The organism is Escherichia sp. MAL-1, assembly GCF_052948035.1.
This window is the reverse complement of record NZ_CM129609.1, coordinates 75036-93258: the sequence shown is the minus strand read 5'-3', so window position 1 is coordinate 93258 and position 18223 is coordinate 75036. Positions and strand designations below refer to the sequence as shown.

The window sequence follows — 18223 nt, the reverse complement described above, 5'->3', positions numbered from 1 at the left end:
GTTTTGTTTCCATTTCGTCGTAACGTTCTTGCATTTGCCGCTCTGTTGGCGCTCTCCTCCCCCGTACTTGCTGGCAAACTTGCCATCGTCATTGATGATTTTGGGTATCGCCCGCACAACGAAAACCAGGTGCTGGCGATGCCCTCCGCTATCTCCGTCGCTGTATTACCCGATTCACCGCACGCCAGAGAGATGGCGACCAAAGCGCATAACAGCGGGCACGAAGTGTTGATTCATCTCCCGATGGCACCACTGAGTAAACAGCCGCTGGAGAAAAATACGCTGCGCCCGGAGATGAGCAGCGACGAAATTGAGCGCATTATTCGTAGTGCGGTCAATAACGTGCCCTATGCCGTGGGGATCAACAACCACATGGGTAGCAAGATGACCTCTAACCTGTTTGGTATGCAGAAAGTGATGCAGGCACTGGAGCGTTACAATCTTTACTTCCTCGACAGCGTAACCATCGGTAATACCCAGGCGATGCGCGCCGCGCAAGGTACTGGCGTGAAGGTGATCAAACGGAAGGTGTTCCTCGACGATTCGCAGAACGAAGCGGACATCCGTGTGCAATTTAATCGCGCAATTGATCTGGCGCGTCGCAACGGTTCAACCATTGCCATTGGGCATCCTCACCCTTCAACGGTACGCGTGCTACAACAGATGGTTTATAACCTGCCGCCAGACATTACGCTGGTGAAAGCCAGCAGCTTGCTGAATGAACCGCAGGTTGATACTTCTACACCGCCGAAAAACGCTGTGCCTGATGCACCGCGTAATCCGTTCCGTGGCGTGAAGCTGTGCAAACCGAAGAAACCGATAGAACCTGTTTATGCTAATCGCTTCTTTGAAGTATTAAGCGAAAGCATCAGCCAGAGCACGCTGATCGTTTACTTCCAGCATCAGTGGCAAGGCTGGGGCAAACAGCCCGAAGCGGCGAAGTTTAACGCTAGCGCAAATTAAAGGCGCTACGCGTAATGCGATGGTGCGACCGCGTTTTGTCGCGCCATTGCCATAAGCGGAAAGACCACAGTAACGCCTGGTAACCGACCTTCACGCTGCGCACATTGGTAATCAGGCGCTTATACATACCGGAAGTAAATATCTCGGCAATCATCCGTTGGCGGGTAAGAATATCCGGCTCTTTGCGCACCGCATGGCAAACACGCAATGCTTCGTAAGTTATTTGCTGATGAAATTCCGGATAAATCATAATTTTGTCGGCATAATTTCGATTTAATTTCTCCAGCAGGCGGGTAATCTTAATATAGTGACGTTGATAATTAAGGTTTTTATTCCCTTGTCTATGCAACCGACTCACTGACGTATTATGCAGATAATATTTATATAATGATTGCTCGGTATATCGCGCACGCAGCGCGTTAAACATGAATTCTGTTGTCCAGACAATATCCTGATGATGTAATCCGGCAATAAATTTAATGTTATTTTTAACAATAACATCACGGCGATAAACCCCCATCCAGACAACGTGAGTCCAACGGCGCGAAGAAAGCCCCATCCGCAGCCAGTCCGGGCCGGTTAATACACCGGTTGAGCGAAGGCGATCGCTGGGGATGGATTGCCAGGTTTCTCCCGTTTCACGAAAAGACCAGTCAGCGTTGCACTGCGCCACGTCGAGGTCGTCCTCTAACGCCATGGTCATCAGCGTTTCGTACATGGTGGGATAGACCTCATCGTCAGCATCGACAAAAGCGACATATTTGCCCGTCGCCACCTCGATCCCACGATTACGCGCCACCGATGCGCCAGCATTCGCCTGATGCAACAAACGAACGTGCGGATAGTTTTCTGCGTAATGCTTTGCTATTTCAACAGAATTATCCGTTGAACCATCGTTAATAATAATGATTTCCAGAGCAGTCCAGGTTTGCGTAATTAAAGATTCCATACAAGTGCGGAAATCATCGCCCGCATTATATAACGGAATAATAACACTAAGTTTATTGGTGCTGTTCATCATAAATTACCGACGACCTCTGAAGTTATCCTGACGTTTTACAGGCTTTGTATTAAGAAACTATTAAGCCTGTGAGATATTATTTTTACAGGTGAGAGAGTCACTTCAGGGTAGAGAGATAATGAGAACAGCTATATAAAAGATCAGCGCAATTACGAACTCTTTATTACACTGACAGGATTTTACATATTTAACAGATTATCCTCAGGCAAAAGGGCTGGAATACCAGCCCTTTTTCGTGTTAATCCCAGCTCAGAATAACTTTCCCGGACTGGCCCGAACACATAGCGTCAAAGCCCTTCTGGAAATCATCGATAGAGAAACGATGGGTAATGATCGGCGAGAGATCGAGGCCAGACTGAATCAGCGCCGCCATCTTGTACCAGGTTTCAAACATCTCACGACCGTAAATGCCTTTAATGAACAAGCCTTTAAAGATCACTTTGGTCCAGTCGATAGACATGTCAGACGGTGGAATACCCAGCATCGCAATACGACCGCCGTGGTTCATGGTATCGAGCATGGTACGAAACGCTGGCGGCGCGCCGGACATTTCCAGACCGACATCAAAGCCTTCGGTCATGCCCAGTTCAGCCATCACATCATTAAGGTTTTCTTTCGCGACGTTAACCGCACGGGTGATACCCATTTTGCGCGCCAGCTCAAGGCGGTATTCGTTAACATCGGTGATCACCACATTGCGTGCACCAACGTGTTTCGCCACCGCCGCAGCCATAATACCTATCGGACCTGCACCAGAAACCAGCACATCTTCGCCCACCAGATCGAACGACAGCGCGGTATGCACGGCGTTACCGAAGGGATCAAAAATGGAAGCCAGGTCGTCGGAGATATTGTCGGGGATTTTGAAAGCGTTGAACGCCGGAATCACCAGATATTCGGCGAAGCAGCCCGGACGGTTAACACCGACACCAATGGTGTTGCGGCACAGATGGGTACGACCGCCACGACAGTTGCGACAGTGACCGCAGGTGATATGGCCTTCGCCAGAAACGCGATCGCCGATTTTGAAGCCTTTCACTTCCTGACCAATACCTACCACTTCACCGACATATTCATGGCCTACGACCATCGGCACCGGGATGGTTTTTTGCGACCACTCATCCCAGTTATAGATGTGAACGTCAGTCCCGCAGATGGCTGTTTTACGGATTTTAATCAGCAGATCGTTATGCCCGAGTTCCGGTACAGGAACGTCGGTCATCCAGATGCCCTCTTCCGCTTTCAGTTTGGATAACGCTTTCATCTCACATCCTCAGGCGATAACGCCCAGTTGTTTACCAATACGCGTGAATGCTTCTACTGCACGCGTAATTTGCTCAGGGGTATGCGCCGCAGACATCTGGGTACGAATACGCGCCTGACCTTTCGGAACGACCGGATAGAAGAAACCGGTGACGTAAATGCCCTCTTTTTGCAGCTCACGGGCAAATTTCTGAGCCACTACTGCATCGCCAAGCATGACCGGAATAATGGCATGATCGGCTCCCGCCAGGGTAAAGCCCGCCGCCGACATTTGCTCACGGAACTGGCGCGCGTTCGCCCACAGACAGTCACGCAGTTCGCTGCCCGCTTCGACCATCTCCAGTACTTTGATGGACGCGGCAACAATGGCCGGTGCCAGCGAGTTGGAGAACAGGTACGGACGAGAACGCTGGCGCAGCCACTCAACCACCTCTTTGCGCGCCGCGGTATAACCACCAGAAGCCCCGCCCAGCGCTTTACCAAGCGTACCGGTGATAATATCGACCCGGCCCATCACATCGCAGTATTCATGGGAACCACGACCATTTTCACCGACAAAACCGACCGCGTGGGAGTCGTCTACCATCACCAGGGCATCGTATTTATCTGCCAGATCGCAAACGCCTTTCAGGTTGGCAATCACGCCGTCCATTGAGAACACACCATCGGTGGCAATCAGCACATGACGCGCACCGGCTTCACGCGCTTCTTTCAGACGTGCTTCCAGCTCCTGCATATCGTTGTTGGCATAGCGATAGCGTTTAGCTTTGCACAGACGCACACCATCAATAATAGACGCGTGGTTCAGTGCGTCGGAGATAATGGCGTCTTCCGCACCCAGCAGCGTTTCAAACAGTCCACCGTTAGCATCAAAGCAGGAAGAGTAGAGAATCGCATCTTCCATCCCCAGGAATGCCGCCAGTTTTTGTTCAAGCTCTTTATGGCTGTCCTGAGTGCCGCAAATAAAACGCACCGAAGCCATGCCGAAACCGTGAGAATCCATTCCCGCCTTTGCTGCCGCAATCAGATCCGGATGATTCGCCAGCCCGAGATAGTTGTTGGCACAAAAGTTAATGACGTGGCTTCCATCAGCCACAGTGATATCTGCTTGCTGCGCAGACGTAATAATGCGCTCTTCTTTAAACAACCCTTCCGCCCGTGCGGTTTCCAGATCGTTGGTTAACTGCTGATAAAATTCTCCACGCATTGCGATTCTCCAGACAGGGCAAATTCCAGCACATATTACCCAAACTTATAGGTCGCGACGAGATGACGCGTTAACACTTCTGCAAAATTCAGGATAAATAACGTCCATCAATCTCACTTTTGGCGAATGGCTGAAGCCAACGCCGTGTAGTGATATGATAGAAGTATTCGTGTCTGAGATTGTCTCTGACTCCATAATTCGAAGGTTACAGTTATGATCATCGTTACCGGCGGCGCGGGCTTTATCGGCAGCAACATCGTTAAGGCCCTGAATGATAAAGGCATCACCGATATTCTGGTGGTGGACAACCTGAAAGACGGCACCAAGTTTGTGAACCTGGTGGATCTGGATATCGCGGACTATATGGATAAGGAAGACTTCCTGATCCAGATTATGGCTGGCGAAGAGTTCGGCGATGTCGAAGCGATTTTCCACGAAGGCGCATGCTCTTCCACCACCGAGTGGGACGGCAAGTATATGATGGATAACAACTATCAATACTCCAAGGAGCTGCTGCACTACTGCCTGGAGCGCGAAATCCCGTTCCTGTACGCTTCTTCCGCAGCCACCTACGGCGGACGCACCTCCGACTTTATTGAATCCCGCGAGTACGAAAAACCGTTGAACGTCTACGGTTACTCAAAATTCCTGTTTGATGAATATGTTCGCCAAATCCTGCCTGAAGCGAACTCGCAGATTGTTGGCTTCCGCTATTTCAACGTTTATGGACCGCGTGAAGGCCATAAAGGCAGCATGGCGAGCGTCGCTTTCCATCTCAACACTCAGCTTAACAAAGGTGAATCACCGAAGCTGTTTGAAGGTAGCGAGAACTTCAAACGTGACTTCGTCTATGTGGGCGACGTGGCAGATGTAAACCTGTGGTTCCTGGAAAATGGCGTTTCCGGTATCTTCAACCTCGGTACTGGTCGTGCGGAATCCTTCCAGGCCGTAGCAGATGCTACTCTGGCTTATCACAAGAAAGGCCAGATCGAATACATTCCGTTCCCGGATAAGCTGAAAGGCCGCTACCAGGCGTTCACTCAGGCAGATCTGACAAATCTGCGCGCGGCGGGTTACGACAAACCGTTCAAAACCGTTGCTGAAGGTGTAACGGAATACATGGCCTGGCTGAATCGCGACGCATAAGAGCTCTGCATGAAAATACTGGTGATCGGCCCGTCTTGGGTTGGCGACATGATGATGTCGCAAAGTCTCTATCGCACGCTCCAGGCGCGCTATCCCCAGGCGATAATCGATGTGATGGCACCGGCATGGTGCCGTCCATTATTATCGCGGATGCCGGAAGTTAACGAAGCTATCCCTATGCCTCTCGGTCACGGAGCGCTGGAAATCGGCGAACGCCGCAAACTGGGTCATAGCCTGCGTGAAAAGCGCTACGACCGCGCCTACGTCTTACCAAACTCCTTCAAATCTGCATTAGTGCCTTTCTTCGCGGGTATTCCTCATCGCACCGGCTGGCGCGGCGAGATGCGCTACGGTTTACTCAACGATGTACGCGTGCTCGATAAAGAAGCCTGGCCGCTAATGGTGGAACGCTATGTCGCGCTGGCCTATGACAAAGGCATTATGCGTACCGCACAAGATCTGCCGCAGCCATTGTTATGGCCGCAGTTGCAGGTGAGCGAAGGTGAAAAATCATATACCTGTAATCAATTTTCGCTTTCATCAGAACGTCCGATGATTGGCTTTTGCCCGGGTGCGGAGTTTGGTCCGGCAAAACGCTGGCCACACTACCACTATGCGGAGCTGGCAAAGCAGCTGATTGATGAAGGTTATCAGGTGGTTCTGTTTGGCTCTGCGAAAGATCATGAAGCGGGCAATGAGATTCTTGCCGCTTTGAATACCGAGCAGCAGGCATGGTGTCGGAACCTGGCGGGGGAAACACAGCTTGATCAAGCGGTTATCCTGATTGCAGCCTGTAAAGCCATTGTCACTAACGATTCTGGCCTAATGCACGTTGCGGCGGCGCTCAATCGTCCGCTGGTTGCCCTGTATGGTCCGAGTAGCCCGGACTTCACACCGCCGCTATCCCATAAAGCGCGCGTGATCCGTCTGATTACCGGCTATCACAAAGTGCGTAAAGGTGACGCTGCGGAGGGTTATCACCAGAGCTTGATCGACATTACTCCCCAGCGCGTACTGGAAGAACTCAACGCGCTATTGTTACAAGAGGAAGCCTGACGGATGCGGGTTTTGATCGTTAAAACATCGTCGATGGGCGATGTTCTCCATACGTTGCCCGCACTCACTGATGCCCAGCAGGCAATCCCAGGGATTAAGTTTGACTGGGTGGTGGAAGAAGGGTTCGCACAGATTCCTTCCTGGCACGCTGCCGTTGAGCGAGTTATTCCTGTGGCAATACGTCGCTGGCGTAAAGCCTGGTTCTCGGCCCCCATAAAAGCTGAACGCAAAGCGTTTCGTGAAGCGCTACAAGCAGAGAACTATGACGCAGTTATCGATGCTCAGGGGCTGGTAAAAAGCGCGGCGCTGGTGACGCGTCTGGCGCATGGCGTAAAGCATGGATTGGACTGGCAAACCGCTCGCGAACCGTTAGCCAGCCTGTTTTACAATCGTAAGCATCATATTGCAAAACAGCAGCACGCCGTAGAACGCACCCGCGAACTGTTTGCCAAAAGTCTGGGCTATAGCAAACCGCAAACCCAGGGCGATTATGCTATTGCACAGCATTTCCTGACGAACCTGCCTACAGATGCTGGCGAATATGCCGTATTTCTTCATGCGACGACCCGTGATGATAAACACTGGCCGGAAGAACACTGGCGAGAATTGATTGGTTTACTGGCTGATTCAGGAATACGGATTAAACTTCCGTGGGGCGCGCCGCATGAGGAAGAACGGGCGAAACGACTGGCGGAAGGATTTGCTTATGTTGAAGTATTGCCGAAGATGAGTCTGGAAGGCGTTGCCCGCGTGCTGGCCGGGGCTAAATTTGTAGTGTCGGTGGATACGGGGTTAAGCCATTTAACGGCGGCACTGGATAGACCGAATATCACGGTTTATGGACCTACCGATCCTGGATTAATTGGCGGGTATGGGAAGAATCAGATGGTATGTAGGGCTCCGCTAAAGAGTTTAAATAATTTAGAAGCAGCGGCTGTTTATAAAGAAATTACATTGATTTAATAAATAGTAAGTGGGCATTATACCCACTTACTTAATCAACGTTTTTATTATTGCGGTTCTTTTTTACTCAAAAACGATATAGACAGGAAGAGGCACACAATCCATGATGCCGGTATTGGTTTAGCATGCGTAATGACATCACTAATGCCAAATAACATAATAGAAGCAGGGAAAACCAAAAGTATATATTTTTTCTCCCGGATACAGTAGTAGATAATTGCAACATAGAACATAATAAGAACAAGAAGACCAATTTTCCCTTTCGTGGAAAGAGCTTCAACAATTTCATTATGCATATGTACATCAAGGAATAATAAAGCTCCACTATAAATATTATTGTCTGCACTTAATGCTTTTATCTTTTCAGCACGCTGCTCAAGAGATTGCCAATTCAAACCATCAGGACTTCCTTTAATTCCTGCGTTAACCATTGCAAAACGTGCTCCGACCGAGGATTGACTGTTATTTTTTGTAGCATATGAAATAACATCAGCTTTTAATGAATTAATTCGCCTCTCAATTTCCTTATTAAATATCAAACCACAAGCAAGTAGCAATATAAAAACACAACTCAATCCTTTAAATAAAAACACTTTTTGATCACGATGCTGAAGAAATAATATGACCATAATCATAAGTGGGAATGTAAAAATTGCCGCACGCGTTCCTGTTAACATCACTGCTGCAAAGCTTAAAGCAAAGTTGGCATAAAATAGAAACCATTTATATTTCGATTGCATTTTGATGAATACAATTGAAGAATATAAAGTAGTGAATGTAATCACATAAGCCGCAATAGTCGCTGCCCCCATCTGACCAATATTCCCATTCATTGCGGAGAGGGGAATGCGGTCTGCATGCAAATATATCCCTTGATAATATGCTCTACATAGCATGATTATTTGAACTAAGATAGCTGAAATAAAATGTAGTTTTTCATTTTGCCTGAATTTATTTTTACTTAGTAATAAAAATGTCAACGAGCTAAATACTAATAGTTTTCCAGACTCAAGGTAGCCTCGATAAGCATTTCTATATACTACATCTTCTGTTTTATAAAATTCATACCATATCAGGTTCATTGCACCCAAAAGAAGTAAACCAAGAATTAATATAATGACATTTTTATTATAATTATGCTTTTTATTTACAATTAATAAGAAAAGAGAAAATGCACCTGTCGCATTAATTATTTTAGTGGTGATATTAAGATCAATTGGCACAAACAACAAACCGATTAAATACAATAAAAAAATAAAATTACAGCTATTATTTCGAAATTGCTCAATTTTTACTTCCACGTTAATATCTCACAACAAATTGAAATTAACAATCTCATTTCAAAAGAGAAAAAAAAGCCACCTTTATCCAGGAGCGTATAAACTTCATTCTTTTCTGAAGCCTTGTTCTAGGTTGTTTTTTTTCCGATGTTAATAGCCTTTCACTTTCAAGATGACTATTAAACTCATTTAAAATAGGATGTAATATTATTTCGTCTAAATAAAACTCTTTTATAATATTATGTTGGTGCATTAACTTCCAGCTATCAGCTCGATAGGTGCCATAATCCTTTGTCAATTTGAGCAACTTTTGTGCCATATCTTTATTCATCAAATATGAACATGTACGACGAATTTTATTTTTATTGAAATTAACACGCCGAAAAGTACAAGTACTTACCTTAACTTTACTAAAAAGGCTTTGCCCCAATACCGGATAATCATGTAATCCTTTTTGTCCTCCAAGCAAATACAAATTATTATGTTTTAACTTGTCTTTTTCAGAAAGATTAAAATATTGCAGAAATTTTTTAAACTTCTCATTGACGATAACATCATCCTCGAGAATGACTGCCCATTCTATATTTTTATCTATCATATCCTTATATATAAGCTGATGACTTAATGTACAAGCAATTTCTCCATCAGTCATTTCTGCGCCGACACCACTTAATCTCATTTTATCAATAATTTCTTTATTTTGAGGGTCTTTAGCATCTATGGCATCAAAAAAATCAAAATTAATATTTAATCGATGAAAAACATCATTTATTTTATTTCTTCGCTCAATATCTCTTTTAAGTGAGACAATATAAATGGGCAAGTTCATTAAAAAATCTCTGGGTGATTAATCTTAATAATTATTTGGAAAAATGCTTACGCGCTATTTTCTTACTATAATAGAGCATGAAATAGTAAAATGAAGATGCAATATTACCATTTCTTTTCAAATGTCTGGATTTCACTTGATACTGCTTTTCATTCGTGGCTGGAATAAACGCCACATCATTCCAGCAAGAAGCCTGATAAGCCTCATTAAAATACTTCTGGCAGGGATAATTCGTCCAGTCGTTCCAGGGCTTCGTTACGCCAACATAATGAATCAGCTTAGTATCATCGGTAATGGTCTTTTTATAATCTTCATCGCTTTTATTTTTTAACTCATAATCGATGCCATAAAAGCAATCATAATCGCCGCTAATAAAAATACAATGACCAAAAAACAGAATATTTAAAATATCCTGATCAAGGCATTTATACTTCGTGTGCTGCGGGTCACTTGCCAGCATAGCAATGGCTTTATTCATAAAATCATTTTTCGCCCATGCTTCAAGCTGCAGATATACTACACCGGCGTTGAAATAATTCCCTGGAAGTCCCTCTATAGCCAGACGCTTCGCTGGTTTTTCCTGCATAAAAGGCACATCTTTAATAACAGCTGCAAACTTATCCCCATCAAAATTAATATCAAGCAATCCAGCTAATGAGCCTTTACAGATGACATCAGCATCGATATATAACAGATTTTCAATAGTTTCACTCAGATACTGGAACGCAACTAAACGGAAGAATGTTGCATAAGACCACTGTTTCAGGCTGGGGAAGATATCAATAAAGGCATTGGAGACTTTATAAATTCTTACTTCAACGTTAGCATTTTTGCTGGTAAAAGCATTAACACGTTGTAGATAATCTTCATCAATGTAGTCGGTAAAGAGATGAAACTTAACCGCAAGGTCCGGGTTATGCATAACAACTGATTGCATAGATACTGCCGCACCAAATAAAAAGTTACGGTCAATACCGTAAGCGATATTTAACACACGATCGGTGTTAGCAATTTCCCCAGAGACAGCGACTTCAGTAATACTCTCAGCTAATAAATCCATGTTGGTTCCGTTTTGACTGTGTGGTTTACGCTTTGCCTTTTAATTTTTTAATAAATTTGCGTAGTTTGGTTCTGTAGATTACTGAATAGTAGCCATAATCTTTTATTTCGTTGGCAATACCCAGGTGACGTTCCATGGCCAGACGATCACGGGCTTTCCGCTCTGCCGTACAGCTTTTACCGGATAGGTCAATTATCCTGACACCATCTTTACTAACGATAAAGTTACCCCGGTGTGGGTCGCCCGATAGCATATTTAAGGCATGCAATTTTTCCATTGAAGCCTTAATTTCTGCTTTAACATCTTCTGGAATAATCGGCATATCATTGAGCTCTACGCCCTCGACATACTCGATAAGCATGATAAAAACACTGGCATAGTTGAAAATTTTACGCTCAGCCAGAAAATAAAAATCATTAGGAAAAGTAAGACCTGCACTTCTGACACGATCGGTTTCAACGATCAAATTCTGATAGTAGTCACCTTTTACAAAAGATTTTAAAAAACGTTCATTCCTTTTCGTTTTCGGGGCAAAGACTTTAAAAACATAGCGACCATATTTCGTATCAATCAACGATACTTTGGTATCATCAATATTACGTAATACTTTTACTGTTTTAAAATTATAGGCCAGTATTTCATCAAAGATTTCTTTATATTTATTATCGTTATCTTTGTAATAAAATGAGAAGCCGCGATAGCGTATACTTGTAATCATAAGAGTAATTTATTTCTTAAGCTTGTACTTAATTAATGAAGTTATACCTTTAATATACTCACCATGGGCAAACAGATGCTTATATTGTTTCTGCATTTCTGCAACAGTCCGCGCCTCTTTAAGAGGATATTTCTTCCAGGGAGATTGTTCACGCGCGATATTAAAGTATGATGCAGACGGATATCCAGCCCAGCTATGCCATGGTTTAGTTATCCCTGTATAGTGAATCAATACTGTTTTATCAGTAATGGTTTGCTGATACTTTCGATGACTACGATCATGAAGTTCGTTTTTCAGGGTATAAATAGTATCAAAATCCTTCGCGAGGTAGATATTATTCATATTAAATGCGATATTCAACGCATCCTGATCTAAATATTTAAGAGAGCCATATTTAGTTTCCCCTCGTAAAAGCGTGAGTAAATACGGTGTCAAATTTGCTTCATGCCATTTTTTAAGATTGACATAGATAACGCCTGCATTGAAATAACGTCCATTCATTTCGGGAATGTTGAGGCGTTTTGCACATGCCGCCTGAGTACTATCATTGTCAGGAATGACCGCAGCAAACTCATCTTTAAATATAATTTCTGTGAGAGGTTTCAGGCTTCCTTTACAAACAACATCGGCATCCAGATACAGCAGTGTGGAAATACTTTCACTCAGATATTCAAAAGACAATACCCTGAAGTATGTCGCGTACGACCAAAACTGTGACGTCGGCAGATCAGCAAAGTATTTGGGGTCAATTAAATATACAATAATTGAGGTATTAAATTGTTTTGCTGTTTCATTAAATGACTTTAAATAATTATCATCCACATAATCAGTGAAAACATGAAAGACAAAATTAATATCTGAATTATTAATCAAAACGGAAGAAATTGAAACGCCAGCACCATACAAAAAATTCTTATCGATACCGTAGGAAACATTTAGCTCTGGGGCGTTTTCTTTTTTATTATCTGCTAAATACGAAAACCGTTCTTTTATAAATTCATTCATTTAACTTTTCTCAATTTCATTTTATTATCTTTAAATAAAAATAATAAATATAATTCATTATCCCGTTAATTGGTTTATTTTGTTTAAAATTATGCTTGGCGCAATAACGAGCATAGTTTGAGTTAACTGGCCGCATTAACGGTTCATTTTTCCAGGGCGATGCTTCTTTGGCTTTGATAAATGGTTGCGCACTTGGATAACTGGCCCAGTAATGCCAGGGTTTTGTCGGGCCGACATAATGAATTAATACGATTTCATCATTAATTGGACAAACAAATGATTTTTTTAATTCATAATTTAAACTAAACTGCGTATTGTATTTAGCATCAATGAATTTAACTTTCCCTAACAGGATAAGATTAAGGATATCTTGATCCATATAGGTTAAATGGGAAACGATGGCTTTATCAGCAAGCATCGACATCGCTTTAGCAGAAACGGACTCCTGCGCCCACGCTAGTGTATTAATTAACAGGACACCTGAATTAAAGTAACCCTTTTCAAGTTCATTACACTGCAGACTTTGACCCCGTAACGACCACCAGTTAGCATCGCGTTCAGTAACAACAGCAGCAACGTTATTGGCAAGATCCATTGTTATCAGCGGCTTTAAGTTTCCCTGACAGGCGATATCAGCATCCAGGTAAAGGATCTTATCTTGTTGATCAATAAAGTAATCTGCAATTACAAAACGGAAATACATGGCAATAGACCAATTTTTGGTCGTCGGTAATGCCTTAAGCCGTTCACAATTTACCAGATGGATCTGGATACAGGTACGATAGCTTTTCGCCAATTGGGCTAAACGCTGGATATCGGCTTCAGGGATATCATCAATAAAAACGTGGAAAACAAAACTCACGTCGTTGTTATGTAACAAAACTGACGTGATTGAAACACCACAACCAAAAAGAAAGTTTTTATCAATGCCATAAGCAACATGGAATGATGATGCCACTGACGCCGCTGGCCTTTCATCGAAGATGATTGTCTTATTGATCATCTCTTGTGGATTAAAATAGTGGGCACTCATATTTCTCTCCGGAAATTACAACGATTTTCGAATCGTTCTTTCCCTGATTTTTGTGGCTTTTGCTTCTGCTTGCGACAGCAGTCCTTGTTCCTGCTTGAGAATGTCTTTAAGCGGGGCGGCAAAATACACTTTCATAAACCGCCAGATATCCCGCTGAGTCAGGTCGATATTCATCGAAGAAAAATAAAGCCCAATAAGATCTTTATCCCGCCAACGACGTGGAACGCGCGTGCGAAGCTGCGCCCGGTGCAGGTCAATTACCGAAATTTTTAACTCCTCTTCCTTACCGGAAAAAGGCAAGTGCAGCAGGAAATGACAGATATAACAGTCACGGTGGTTAATGCCCGCAGCATGCATATCGCGCACCATCGTCGCGACACGCTTAATAAGCATACGCTTTACGCGAACATCTGGAGGGTTAGTCGCCCAGTCAGCACAGTAATCTTCCAGACTTATGGTTGGTGTCAGATCTTCGGTAATAATAAATGAAGTTCTGGTCAGCGGATTCATGCCTTTTTCGCCAAATGCCACCCCATACATAGTATCAACGCCGACATCCCGCAGTCGATGAATCGCATTCCATTCGCGGTCAGCGCCTAATACTGGCATCCGCAATGAGAGTAAATTTTTGATTATCTCTTTCAGGGTCGTGCCGCGATGCCATTTGAGAAAATAGCTTTTGCCCGCCATTTCAAAGCGCAGAGTACGGCGAGTTTCCAGTTCACGAAATACCTCACCCTGCAAGGTTTTAACTTCCTCAAAAGGATCTTTGCCGCGCCATAACGTGGCAAACGGCTCTTTAAGTTCAACCATCCAGACCACCCGTTATGATATCCGCCGCTTTCTCTGGCAGACTGTATAAATCTTGTGTATCAGCATAATGTCGCGCATTTTCCGCCCAGGCCTGGCGCAATGAAGATTGCGTTAACGCTTTGCGTAAAATCTCATTCAATGTTTCCTGGCGGAATGGCTCAACAATAGCCTCGCCGCAATTGGCCTCGACAATATAATGCGCATAGCCACAAACGGCTGTTGTTAGTACCGGTAATCCTGCAGTAATCGCTTCCAGCAGCACAATTCCCGCCGCTTCCTGGTAGGCAGGATGCAGTAATAAATCCGCCGCCGCCATTAATTCCGAGACATCGTTGCGCCCCGAGAAGAAGTGAACATTACTGCGCACGCCGCGTTTTTCTGCCAGTGCCTCAAATTTTCGCGGTTTATCCTGCCCAACAACATATAGCAATGTGTTGTGGCGCAGCGAATCCGGTAACGAAGCAAGTGCTTCAATGGAACGATCGACACCTTTACGCGTGAAGTCTGAACCGACCTGCAACAATAAATATTGTTGTTCGGTTATTCCATTCTTCTTACGGAAGATTTCACGGCTATTGGCTGGCTGCTGGCTATATTTACGATCAGGATAAATCCCCGGTGGCAGAATATGAAAACGCTCCGCTTCAGTCTGATAATGTTTCTGGAAATCGGCGATTTGCTTATCTGTCAGCATCAGCAGCTGTGTCGGCTTACCCTGTTCGAAGGTTGCCCGCTCAAAGGCGGCATAATGGCGATAACGTGACGTCAGGCGATAGAAAAAGCCTTTCTCCTGCGCTACTTTCTCGGCATAACAAACATCAGCGGCATAATAAACGTCCAGCCCCGGCATTTTGTTGAATCCAACGACTTTATCGACGGGATGTTCGCGTAAATGTTTTTGCACCCAGGCAAAATACTCCGCATTGCGCCCGTGATTGGTATGCGATTTAACCGGTACTTTGATCAGTTCAAATACATCAGGGCATTCGCCTTCCCACGACTGGGTATAAACCCGAACATGATGACCTCGGGCGGCGACTGTCTGAGCAATACGCATAAAATCGCGCTGCAAACCGCCAAAGGGAAAATATTTATATAAACAAAAAGCAACGATCATAACGACGTACCTGTCGTGGAGGAGGGCAGTAATTTATCGACAGCAGCAATGACATCTGCCGCCGGAATAACCGAAAGATACATCTCATTTCGGTCACGCTGATCGCGCGTTGGCATTTCCCGGTAATCTCCCGCCCAGAATTGAATCATGTTATTTGACCAGGGACGCCAGAAAATATGGTCTGTCGCACCAAACAGCGATATCAGCGGCGTATTAACTGCTGCGGCAATATGCGCCGGTGCGGAATCAACGCCAATAAATAGCTGCGCATGATCGATTAACGCACCAAGTTCCGGGAAGGTCACCTTTCCAGCCAGCGCCGTTACTGGTGGCGTCTGGCATCCCTGCGCAATTTCATTGACGCAGGCCAGATCGTCTTTATCTGGGCCGGACGTCAGAACGACTTCATAACCACGAGCATGTAAGGCATCAATCACAGCGGAAAACTTGGCGTTGTCCCAGCATTTGAAGATTTGCCGCGCCGTAGGTTGGATAACCACATAATTTTGTCCAACACCAGCGTGATCAAGTTCGCGACGCATACGTTTCCAGCTTGCAGGCGGGTAACTCATGGTTGTCTGCTTCACCAACGAATCAAGTCCCAATGGTGTCAGCACGGATAAGTTACTTTCCACCACATTTCCACCCTGCAACGGCACCAAATGGGTGAAACTTTTACGCCAAAAAGCAGACTGCCGATGATGATAATCCTGGGAAATTTTCACACGGGCATTTAATAAGCGAACCAGTATAGCAACCATCCATTGATCGGTAAGATTGACGATAAGGTCATACTTATTGGCACGTAATACCTTGATGAGATGAAAAAAGTTGGCAATTTTTTCTGAGGCTTTTGCTTTTTTATTTTTTATGCCGTAGAGCGCGTTAATCTCTGGATTTTCAGACAGGATCGGGATGGTGTCCTGATAAAGCAGCACATCGATTTTTGCGTCAGGGTAATTTTTTTTCAGCGAACTAATGACGGGAGTAGTTAATAACATATCCCCATGAAAACGCATCTTAATGAGCAAAATTCTTCGAAATGGCTTATCCACAAGTAACTCTTTTTGTTGAGATTATCCGATTAAGGTGAAGCAGAAAAAGCACGCTACCGCCCCAGGCTCAACAGCTACCTGAATACTGATACCGCACTGATATTGACGCGCTAGTGTATCACTTCTTTCGCGGCAATCCGACCCGAATGATTTTTAAGCACATTGTTGATTTTCAATAAAGAAATCAATCAAATAAAATCATTAGCAACCATATTCTTTCACTGTTGCTCTGCGATTCCTTCCTGCACGTACAGCAGAAATCAATGAATCGCATAAAAATACAAAAAAAGTATAGATGTTCAGCAAGAATTGGCGGGTAAATTGCTATTTAAGTCAAAAACGGGAAAAGTAATGGTAAAGCCACAGCTAAATACATAGAATCCCCAGCACATCCATAAGTCAGCTATTTACTATGCTCGAATTGCTTTACACCGCCCTTCTCTACCTTATTCAGCCGCTGATCTGGATACGGCTCTGGGTGCGCGGACGTAAGGCTCCGGCCTATCGAAAACGCTGGGGTGAACGTTACGGTTTTTACCGCCATCCGCTAAAACCAGGCGGCATTATGCTGCACTCCGTCTCCGTCGGTGAAACTCTGGCGGCGATCCCGTTGGTGCGCGCGCTGCGTCATCGTTATCCTGATTTACCGATTACCGTTACAACCATGACGCCAACCGGTTCGGAGCGCGTACAATCGGCTTTCGGGAAGGATGTTCAGCACGTTTATCTGCCGTATGACCTGCCCGATGCGCTCAACCGTTTCCTGAATAAAGTCGACCCTAAACTGGTGTTGATTATGGAAACCGAACTATGGCCTAACCTGATTGCGGCGCTACATAAACGTAAAATTCCGCTGGTGATCGCTAACGCGCGACTCTCTGCCCGCTCGGCCGCAGGTTATGCCAAACTGGGTAAATTCGTCCGTCGCTTGCTGCGTCGTATTACGCTGATTGCCGCCCAAAATGAAGAAGATGGTGCACGTTTTGTGGCGCTGGGCGCAAAAAATAACCAGGTAACCGTTACCGGTAGCCTGAAATTCGATATTTCTGTAACGCCGCAGTTGGCTGCTAAAGCCGTGACGCTGCGCCGCCAGTGGGCACCACACCGCCCGGTATGGATTGCCACCAGCACTCACGAAGGCGAAGAGAGTGTGGTGATCGCCGCACATCAGGCATTGTTACAGCAATTCCCGAATTTATTGCTCATCCTGGTACCCCGTCATCCAGAACGCTTCCCGGATGCGATTAATCTTGTCCGCCAGGCTGGACTAAGCTATATCACACGCTCTTCAGGGGAAGTCCCCTCCACCAGCACGCAGGTTGTGGTGGGCGATACGATGGGCGAGTTGATGTTACTGTACGGCATTGCCGATCTCGCCTTTGTTGGCGGTTCACTGGTTGAACGTGGTGGGCATAATCCGCTGGAAGCTGCCGCACACGCTATTCCGGTATTGATGGGGCCGCATACTTTTAACTTTAAAGACATTTGCGCGCGGCTGGAGCAGGCAAGCGGGCTGATTACCGTTACCGATGCCACGTCGCTTGCAAAAGAGGTTTCCTCTTTACTCACCGACGCCGATTACCGTAGTTTCTATGGCCGTCATGCCGTTGAAGTACTGTATCAAAACCAGGGCGCGCTACAGCGTCTGCTTCAACTGCTGGAACCTTACCTGCCACCGAAAACGCATTGAGGTT

At 45.1% G+C, this 18223-nt stretch carries 17 protein-coding genes; 5 read left to right on the top strand and 12 right to left on the bottom strand.

The genetic code is table 11. From position 1 onward, the window contains the following. Positions 1–3: 3 nt before the first annotated feature. Positions 4–963, top strand: coding sequence for a divergent polysaccharide deacetylase family protein (locus tag ACU8XX_RS00450; protein ID WP_000483856.1), 960 nt, complete (start codon positions 4–6; stop codon positions 961–963). On the opposite strand, the gene waaH is transcribed toward ACU8XX_RS00450, so the two are convergent. From waaH to kbl, 3 genes are all read right to left on the bottom strand, one after another. Further along, positions 950–1984 (bottom strand): UDP-glucuronate:LPS(HepIII) glycosyltransferase, encoded by a 1035-nt coding sequence (gene waaH, locus ACU8XX_RS00445; protein WP_000982103.1) that lies wholly within the window; start codon positions 1982–1984, stop codon positions 950–952. The two genes, ACU8XX_RS00450 and waaH, sit on opposite strands and share 14 nt — an antisense overlap. Before the next feature lie 238 nt (positions 1985–2222). Then, positions 2223–3248, bottom strand: coding sequence for an L-threonine 3-dehydrogenase (tdh, locus tag ACU8XX_RS00440; protein WP_000646013.1), 1026 nt, complete (start codon positions 3246–3248; stop codon positions 2223–2225). A 9-nt stretch (positions 3249–3257) separates the two neighbouring features. Continuing rightward, complete coding sequence (kbl, locus tag ACU8XX_RS00435; protein ID WP_016241713.1) at positions 3258–4454, bottom strand: glycine C-acetyltransferase; 1197 nt, start codon at positions 4452–4454, stop codon at positions 3258–3260. Between the two features lie 213 nt (positions 4455–4667). Between kbl and rfaD the strand changes: the two genes are divergently transcribed. The 3 genes from rfaD to rfaC are packed head-to-tail and all read left to right on the top strand — an operon-like array spanning position 4668 to position 7619. Beyond that, positions 4668–5600 carry an ADP-glyceromanno-heptose 6-epimerase gene (rfaD, locus tag ACU8XX_RS00430; RefSeq protein WP_023157596.1) on the top strand — a complete coding sequence of 311 codons (933 nt, stop codon included), beginning with the start codon at positions 4668–4670 and terminating at the stop codon, positions 5598–5600. A 9-nt stretch (positions 5601–5609) separates the two neighbouring features. After that, on the top strand, positions 5610–6656 hold the full coding sequence (gene rfaF / locus ACU8XX_RS00425; RefSeq protein WP_000699228.1) for an ADP-heptose--LPS heptosyltransferase RfaF: 1047 nt from the start codon (positions 5610–5612) through the stop codon (positions 6654–6656). Positions 6657–6659: 3 nt separating this feature from the next. Further along, a complete protein-coding gene (rfaC, locus tag ACU8XX_RS00420) occupies positions 6660–7619 on the top strand; it encodes a lipopolysaccharide heptosyltransferase RfaC (RefSeq protein WP_016241715.1) in 960 nt (319 codons plus the stop codon). Positions 7620–7666: 47 nt separating this feature from the next. On the opposite strand, the gene ACU8XX_RS00415 is transcribed toward rfaC, so the two are convergent. The 9 genes from ACU8XX_RS00415 to rfaQ are packed head-to-tail and all read right to left on the bottom strand — an operon-like array spanning position 7667 to position 16529. Then, positions 7667–8920 (bottom strand): O-antigen ligase family protein, encoded by a 1254-nt coding sequence (locus tag ACU8XX_RS00415; RefSeq protein WP_089640202.1) that lies wholly within the window; start codon positions 8918–8920, stop codon positions 7667–7669. Positions 8921–8954: 34 nt separating this feature from the next. Beyond that, the gene (locus tag ACU8XX_RS00410) at positions 8955–9728 is read right to left on the bottom strand and encodes a glycosyltransferase family 25 protein (protein ID WP_001052918.1); all 774 of its coding nucleotides are present in this window, start codon (positions 9726–9728) and stop codon (positions 8955–8957) included. A 31-nt stretch (positions 9729–9759) separates the two neighbouring features. Continuing rightward, positions 9760–10788 carry a UDP-galactose--(galactosyl) LPS alpha1,2-galactosyltransferase gene (locus ACU8XX_RS00405; RefSeq protein ID WP_016241718.1) on the bottom strand — a complete coding sequence of 343 codons (1029 nt, stop codon included), beginning with the start codon at positions 10786–10788 and terminating at the stop codon, positions 9760–9762. Positions 10789–10813: 25 nt separating this feature from the next. Then, the gene (rfaY, locus tag ACU8XX_RS00400) at positions 10814–11506 is read right to left on the bottom strand and encodes a lipopolysaccharide core heptose(II) kinase RfaY (protein WP_000633082.1); all 693 of its coding nucleotides are present in this window, start codon (positions 11504–11506) and stop codon (positions 10814–10816) included. Between the two features lie 9 nt (positions 11507–11515). Further along, on the bottom strand, positions 11516–12511 hold the full coding sequence (locus ACU8XX_RS00395; RefSeq protein ID WP_001001730.1) for a glycosyltransferase family 8 protein: 996 nt from the start codon (positions 12509–12511) through the stop codon (positions 11516–11518). A gap of 16 nt (positions 12512–12527) precedes the next feature. Further along, complete coding sequence (gene waaO / locus ACU8XX_RS00390) at positions 12528–13544, bottom strand: lipopolysaccharide 3-alpha-galactosyltransferase (protein ID WP_001272730.1); 1017 nt, start codon at positions 13542–13544, stop codon at positions 12528–12530. A gap of 15 nt (positions 13545–13559) precedes the next feature. Further along, the gene (gene rfaP, locus ACU8XX_RS00385) at positions 13560–14357 is read right to left on the bottom strand and encodes a lipopolysaccharide core heptose(I) kinase RfaP (RefSeq protein WP_001338688.1); all 798 of its coding nucleotides are present in this window, start codon (positions 14355–14357) and stop codon (positions 13560–13562) included. Further along, complete coding sequence (locus ACU8XX_RS00380; protein WP_000634249.1) at positions 14350–15474, bottom strand: glycosyltransferase family 4 protein; 1125 nt, start codon at positions 15472–15474, stop codon at positions 14350–14352. The genes rfaP and ACU8XX_RS00380 overlap by 8 nt, the downstream gene beginning before the upstream one ends. Next, on the bottom strand, positions 15471–16529 hold the full coding sequence (gene rfaQ / locus ACU8XX_RS00375; protein ID WP_000360402.1) for a lipopolysaccharide core heptosyltransferase RfaQ: 1059 nt from the start codon (positions 16527–16529) through the stop codon (positions 15471–15473). The genes ACU8XX_RS00380 and rfaQ overlap by 4 nt, the downstream gene beginning before the upstream one ends. Before the next feature lie 412 nt (positions 16530–16941). On the opposite strand from rfaQ, the gene waaA reads away from it, so the two are divergent. Further along, positions 16942–18219, top strand: a complete 1278-nt coding sequence (gene waaA / locus ACU8XX_RS00370; RefSeq protein WP_000891562.1) for a lipid IV(A) 3-deoxy-D-manno-octulosonic acid transferase — start codon at positions 16942–16944, stop codon at positions 18217–18219. Positions 18220–18223 lie beyond the last annotated feature (4 nt).

Coding starts and splice junctions, on each gene's coding strand:
- waaH (WP_000982103.1), bottom strand. CDS start 1,984: ATGATGAACAGCACCAATAAACTTAGTGTTATTATTCCGTTATATAAT.
- tdh (WP_000646013.1), bottom strand. CDS start 3,248: ATGAAAGCGTTATCCAAACTGAAAGCGGAAGAGGGCATCTGGATGACC.
- kbl (WP_016241713.1), bottom strand. CDS start 4,454: ATGCGTGGAGAATTTTATCAGCAGTTAACCAACGATCTGGAAACCGCA.
- rfaD (WP_023157596.1), top strand. CDS start 4,668: ATGATCATCGTTACCGGCGGCGCGGGCTTTATCGGCAGCAACATCGTT.
- rfaF (WP_000699228.1), top strand. CDS start 5,610: ATGAAAATACTGGTGATCGGCCCGTCTTGGGTTGGCGACATGATGATG.
- rfaC (WP_016241715.1), top strand. CDS start 6,660: ATGCGGGTTTTGATCGTTAAAACATCGTCGATGGGCGATGTTCTCCAT.
- ACU8XX_RS00410 (WP_001052918.1), bottom strand. CDS start 9,728: ATGAACTTGCCCATTTATATTGTCTCACTTAAAAGAGATATTGAGCGA.
- ACU8XX_RS00405 (WP_016241718.1), bottom strand. CDS start 10,788: ATGGATTTATTAGCTGAGAGTATTACTGAAGTCGCTGTCTCTGGGGAA.
- rfaY (WP_000633082.1), bottom strand. CDS start 11,506: ATGATTACAAGTATACGCTATCGCGGCTTCTCATTTTATTACAAAGAT.
- ACU8XX_RS00395 (WP_001001730.1), bottom strand. CDS start 12,511: ATGAATGAATTTATAAAAGAACGGTTTTCGTATTTAGCAGATAATAAA.
- waaO (WP_001272730.1), bottom strand. CDS start 13,544: ATGAGTGCCCACTATTTTAATCCACAAGAGATGATCAATAAGACAATC.
- rfaP (WP_001338688.1), bottom strand. CDS start 14,357: ATGGTTGAACTTAAAGAGCCGTTTGCCACGTTATGGCGCGGCAAAGAT.
- ACU8XX_RS00380 (WP_000634249.1), bottom strand. CDS start 15,474: ATGATCGTTGCTTTTTGTTTATATAAATATTTTCCCTTTGGCGGTTTG.
- waaA (WP_000891562.1), top strand. CDS start 16,942: ATGCTCGAATTGCTTTACACCGCCCTTCTCTACCTTATTCAGCCGCTG.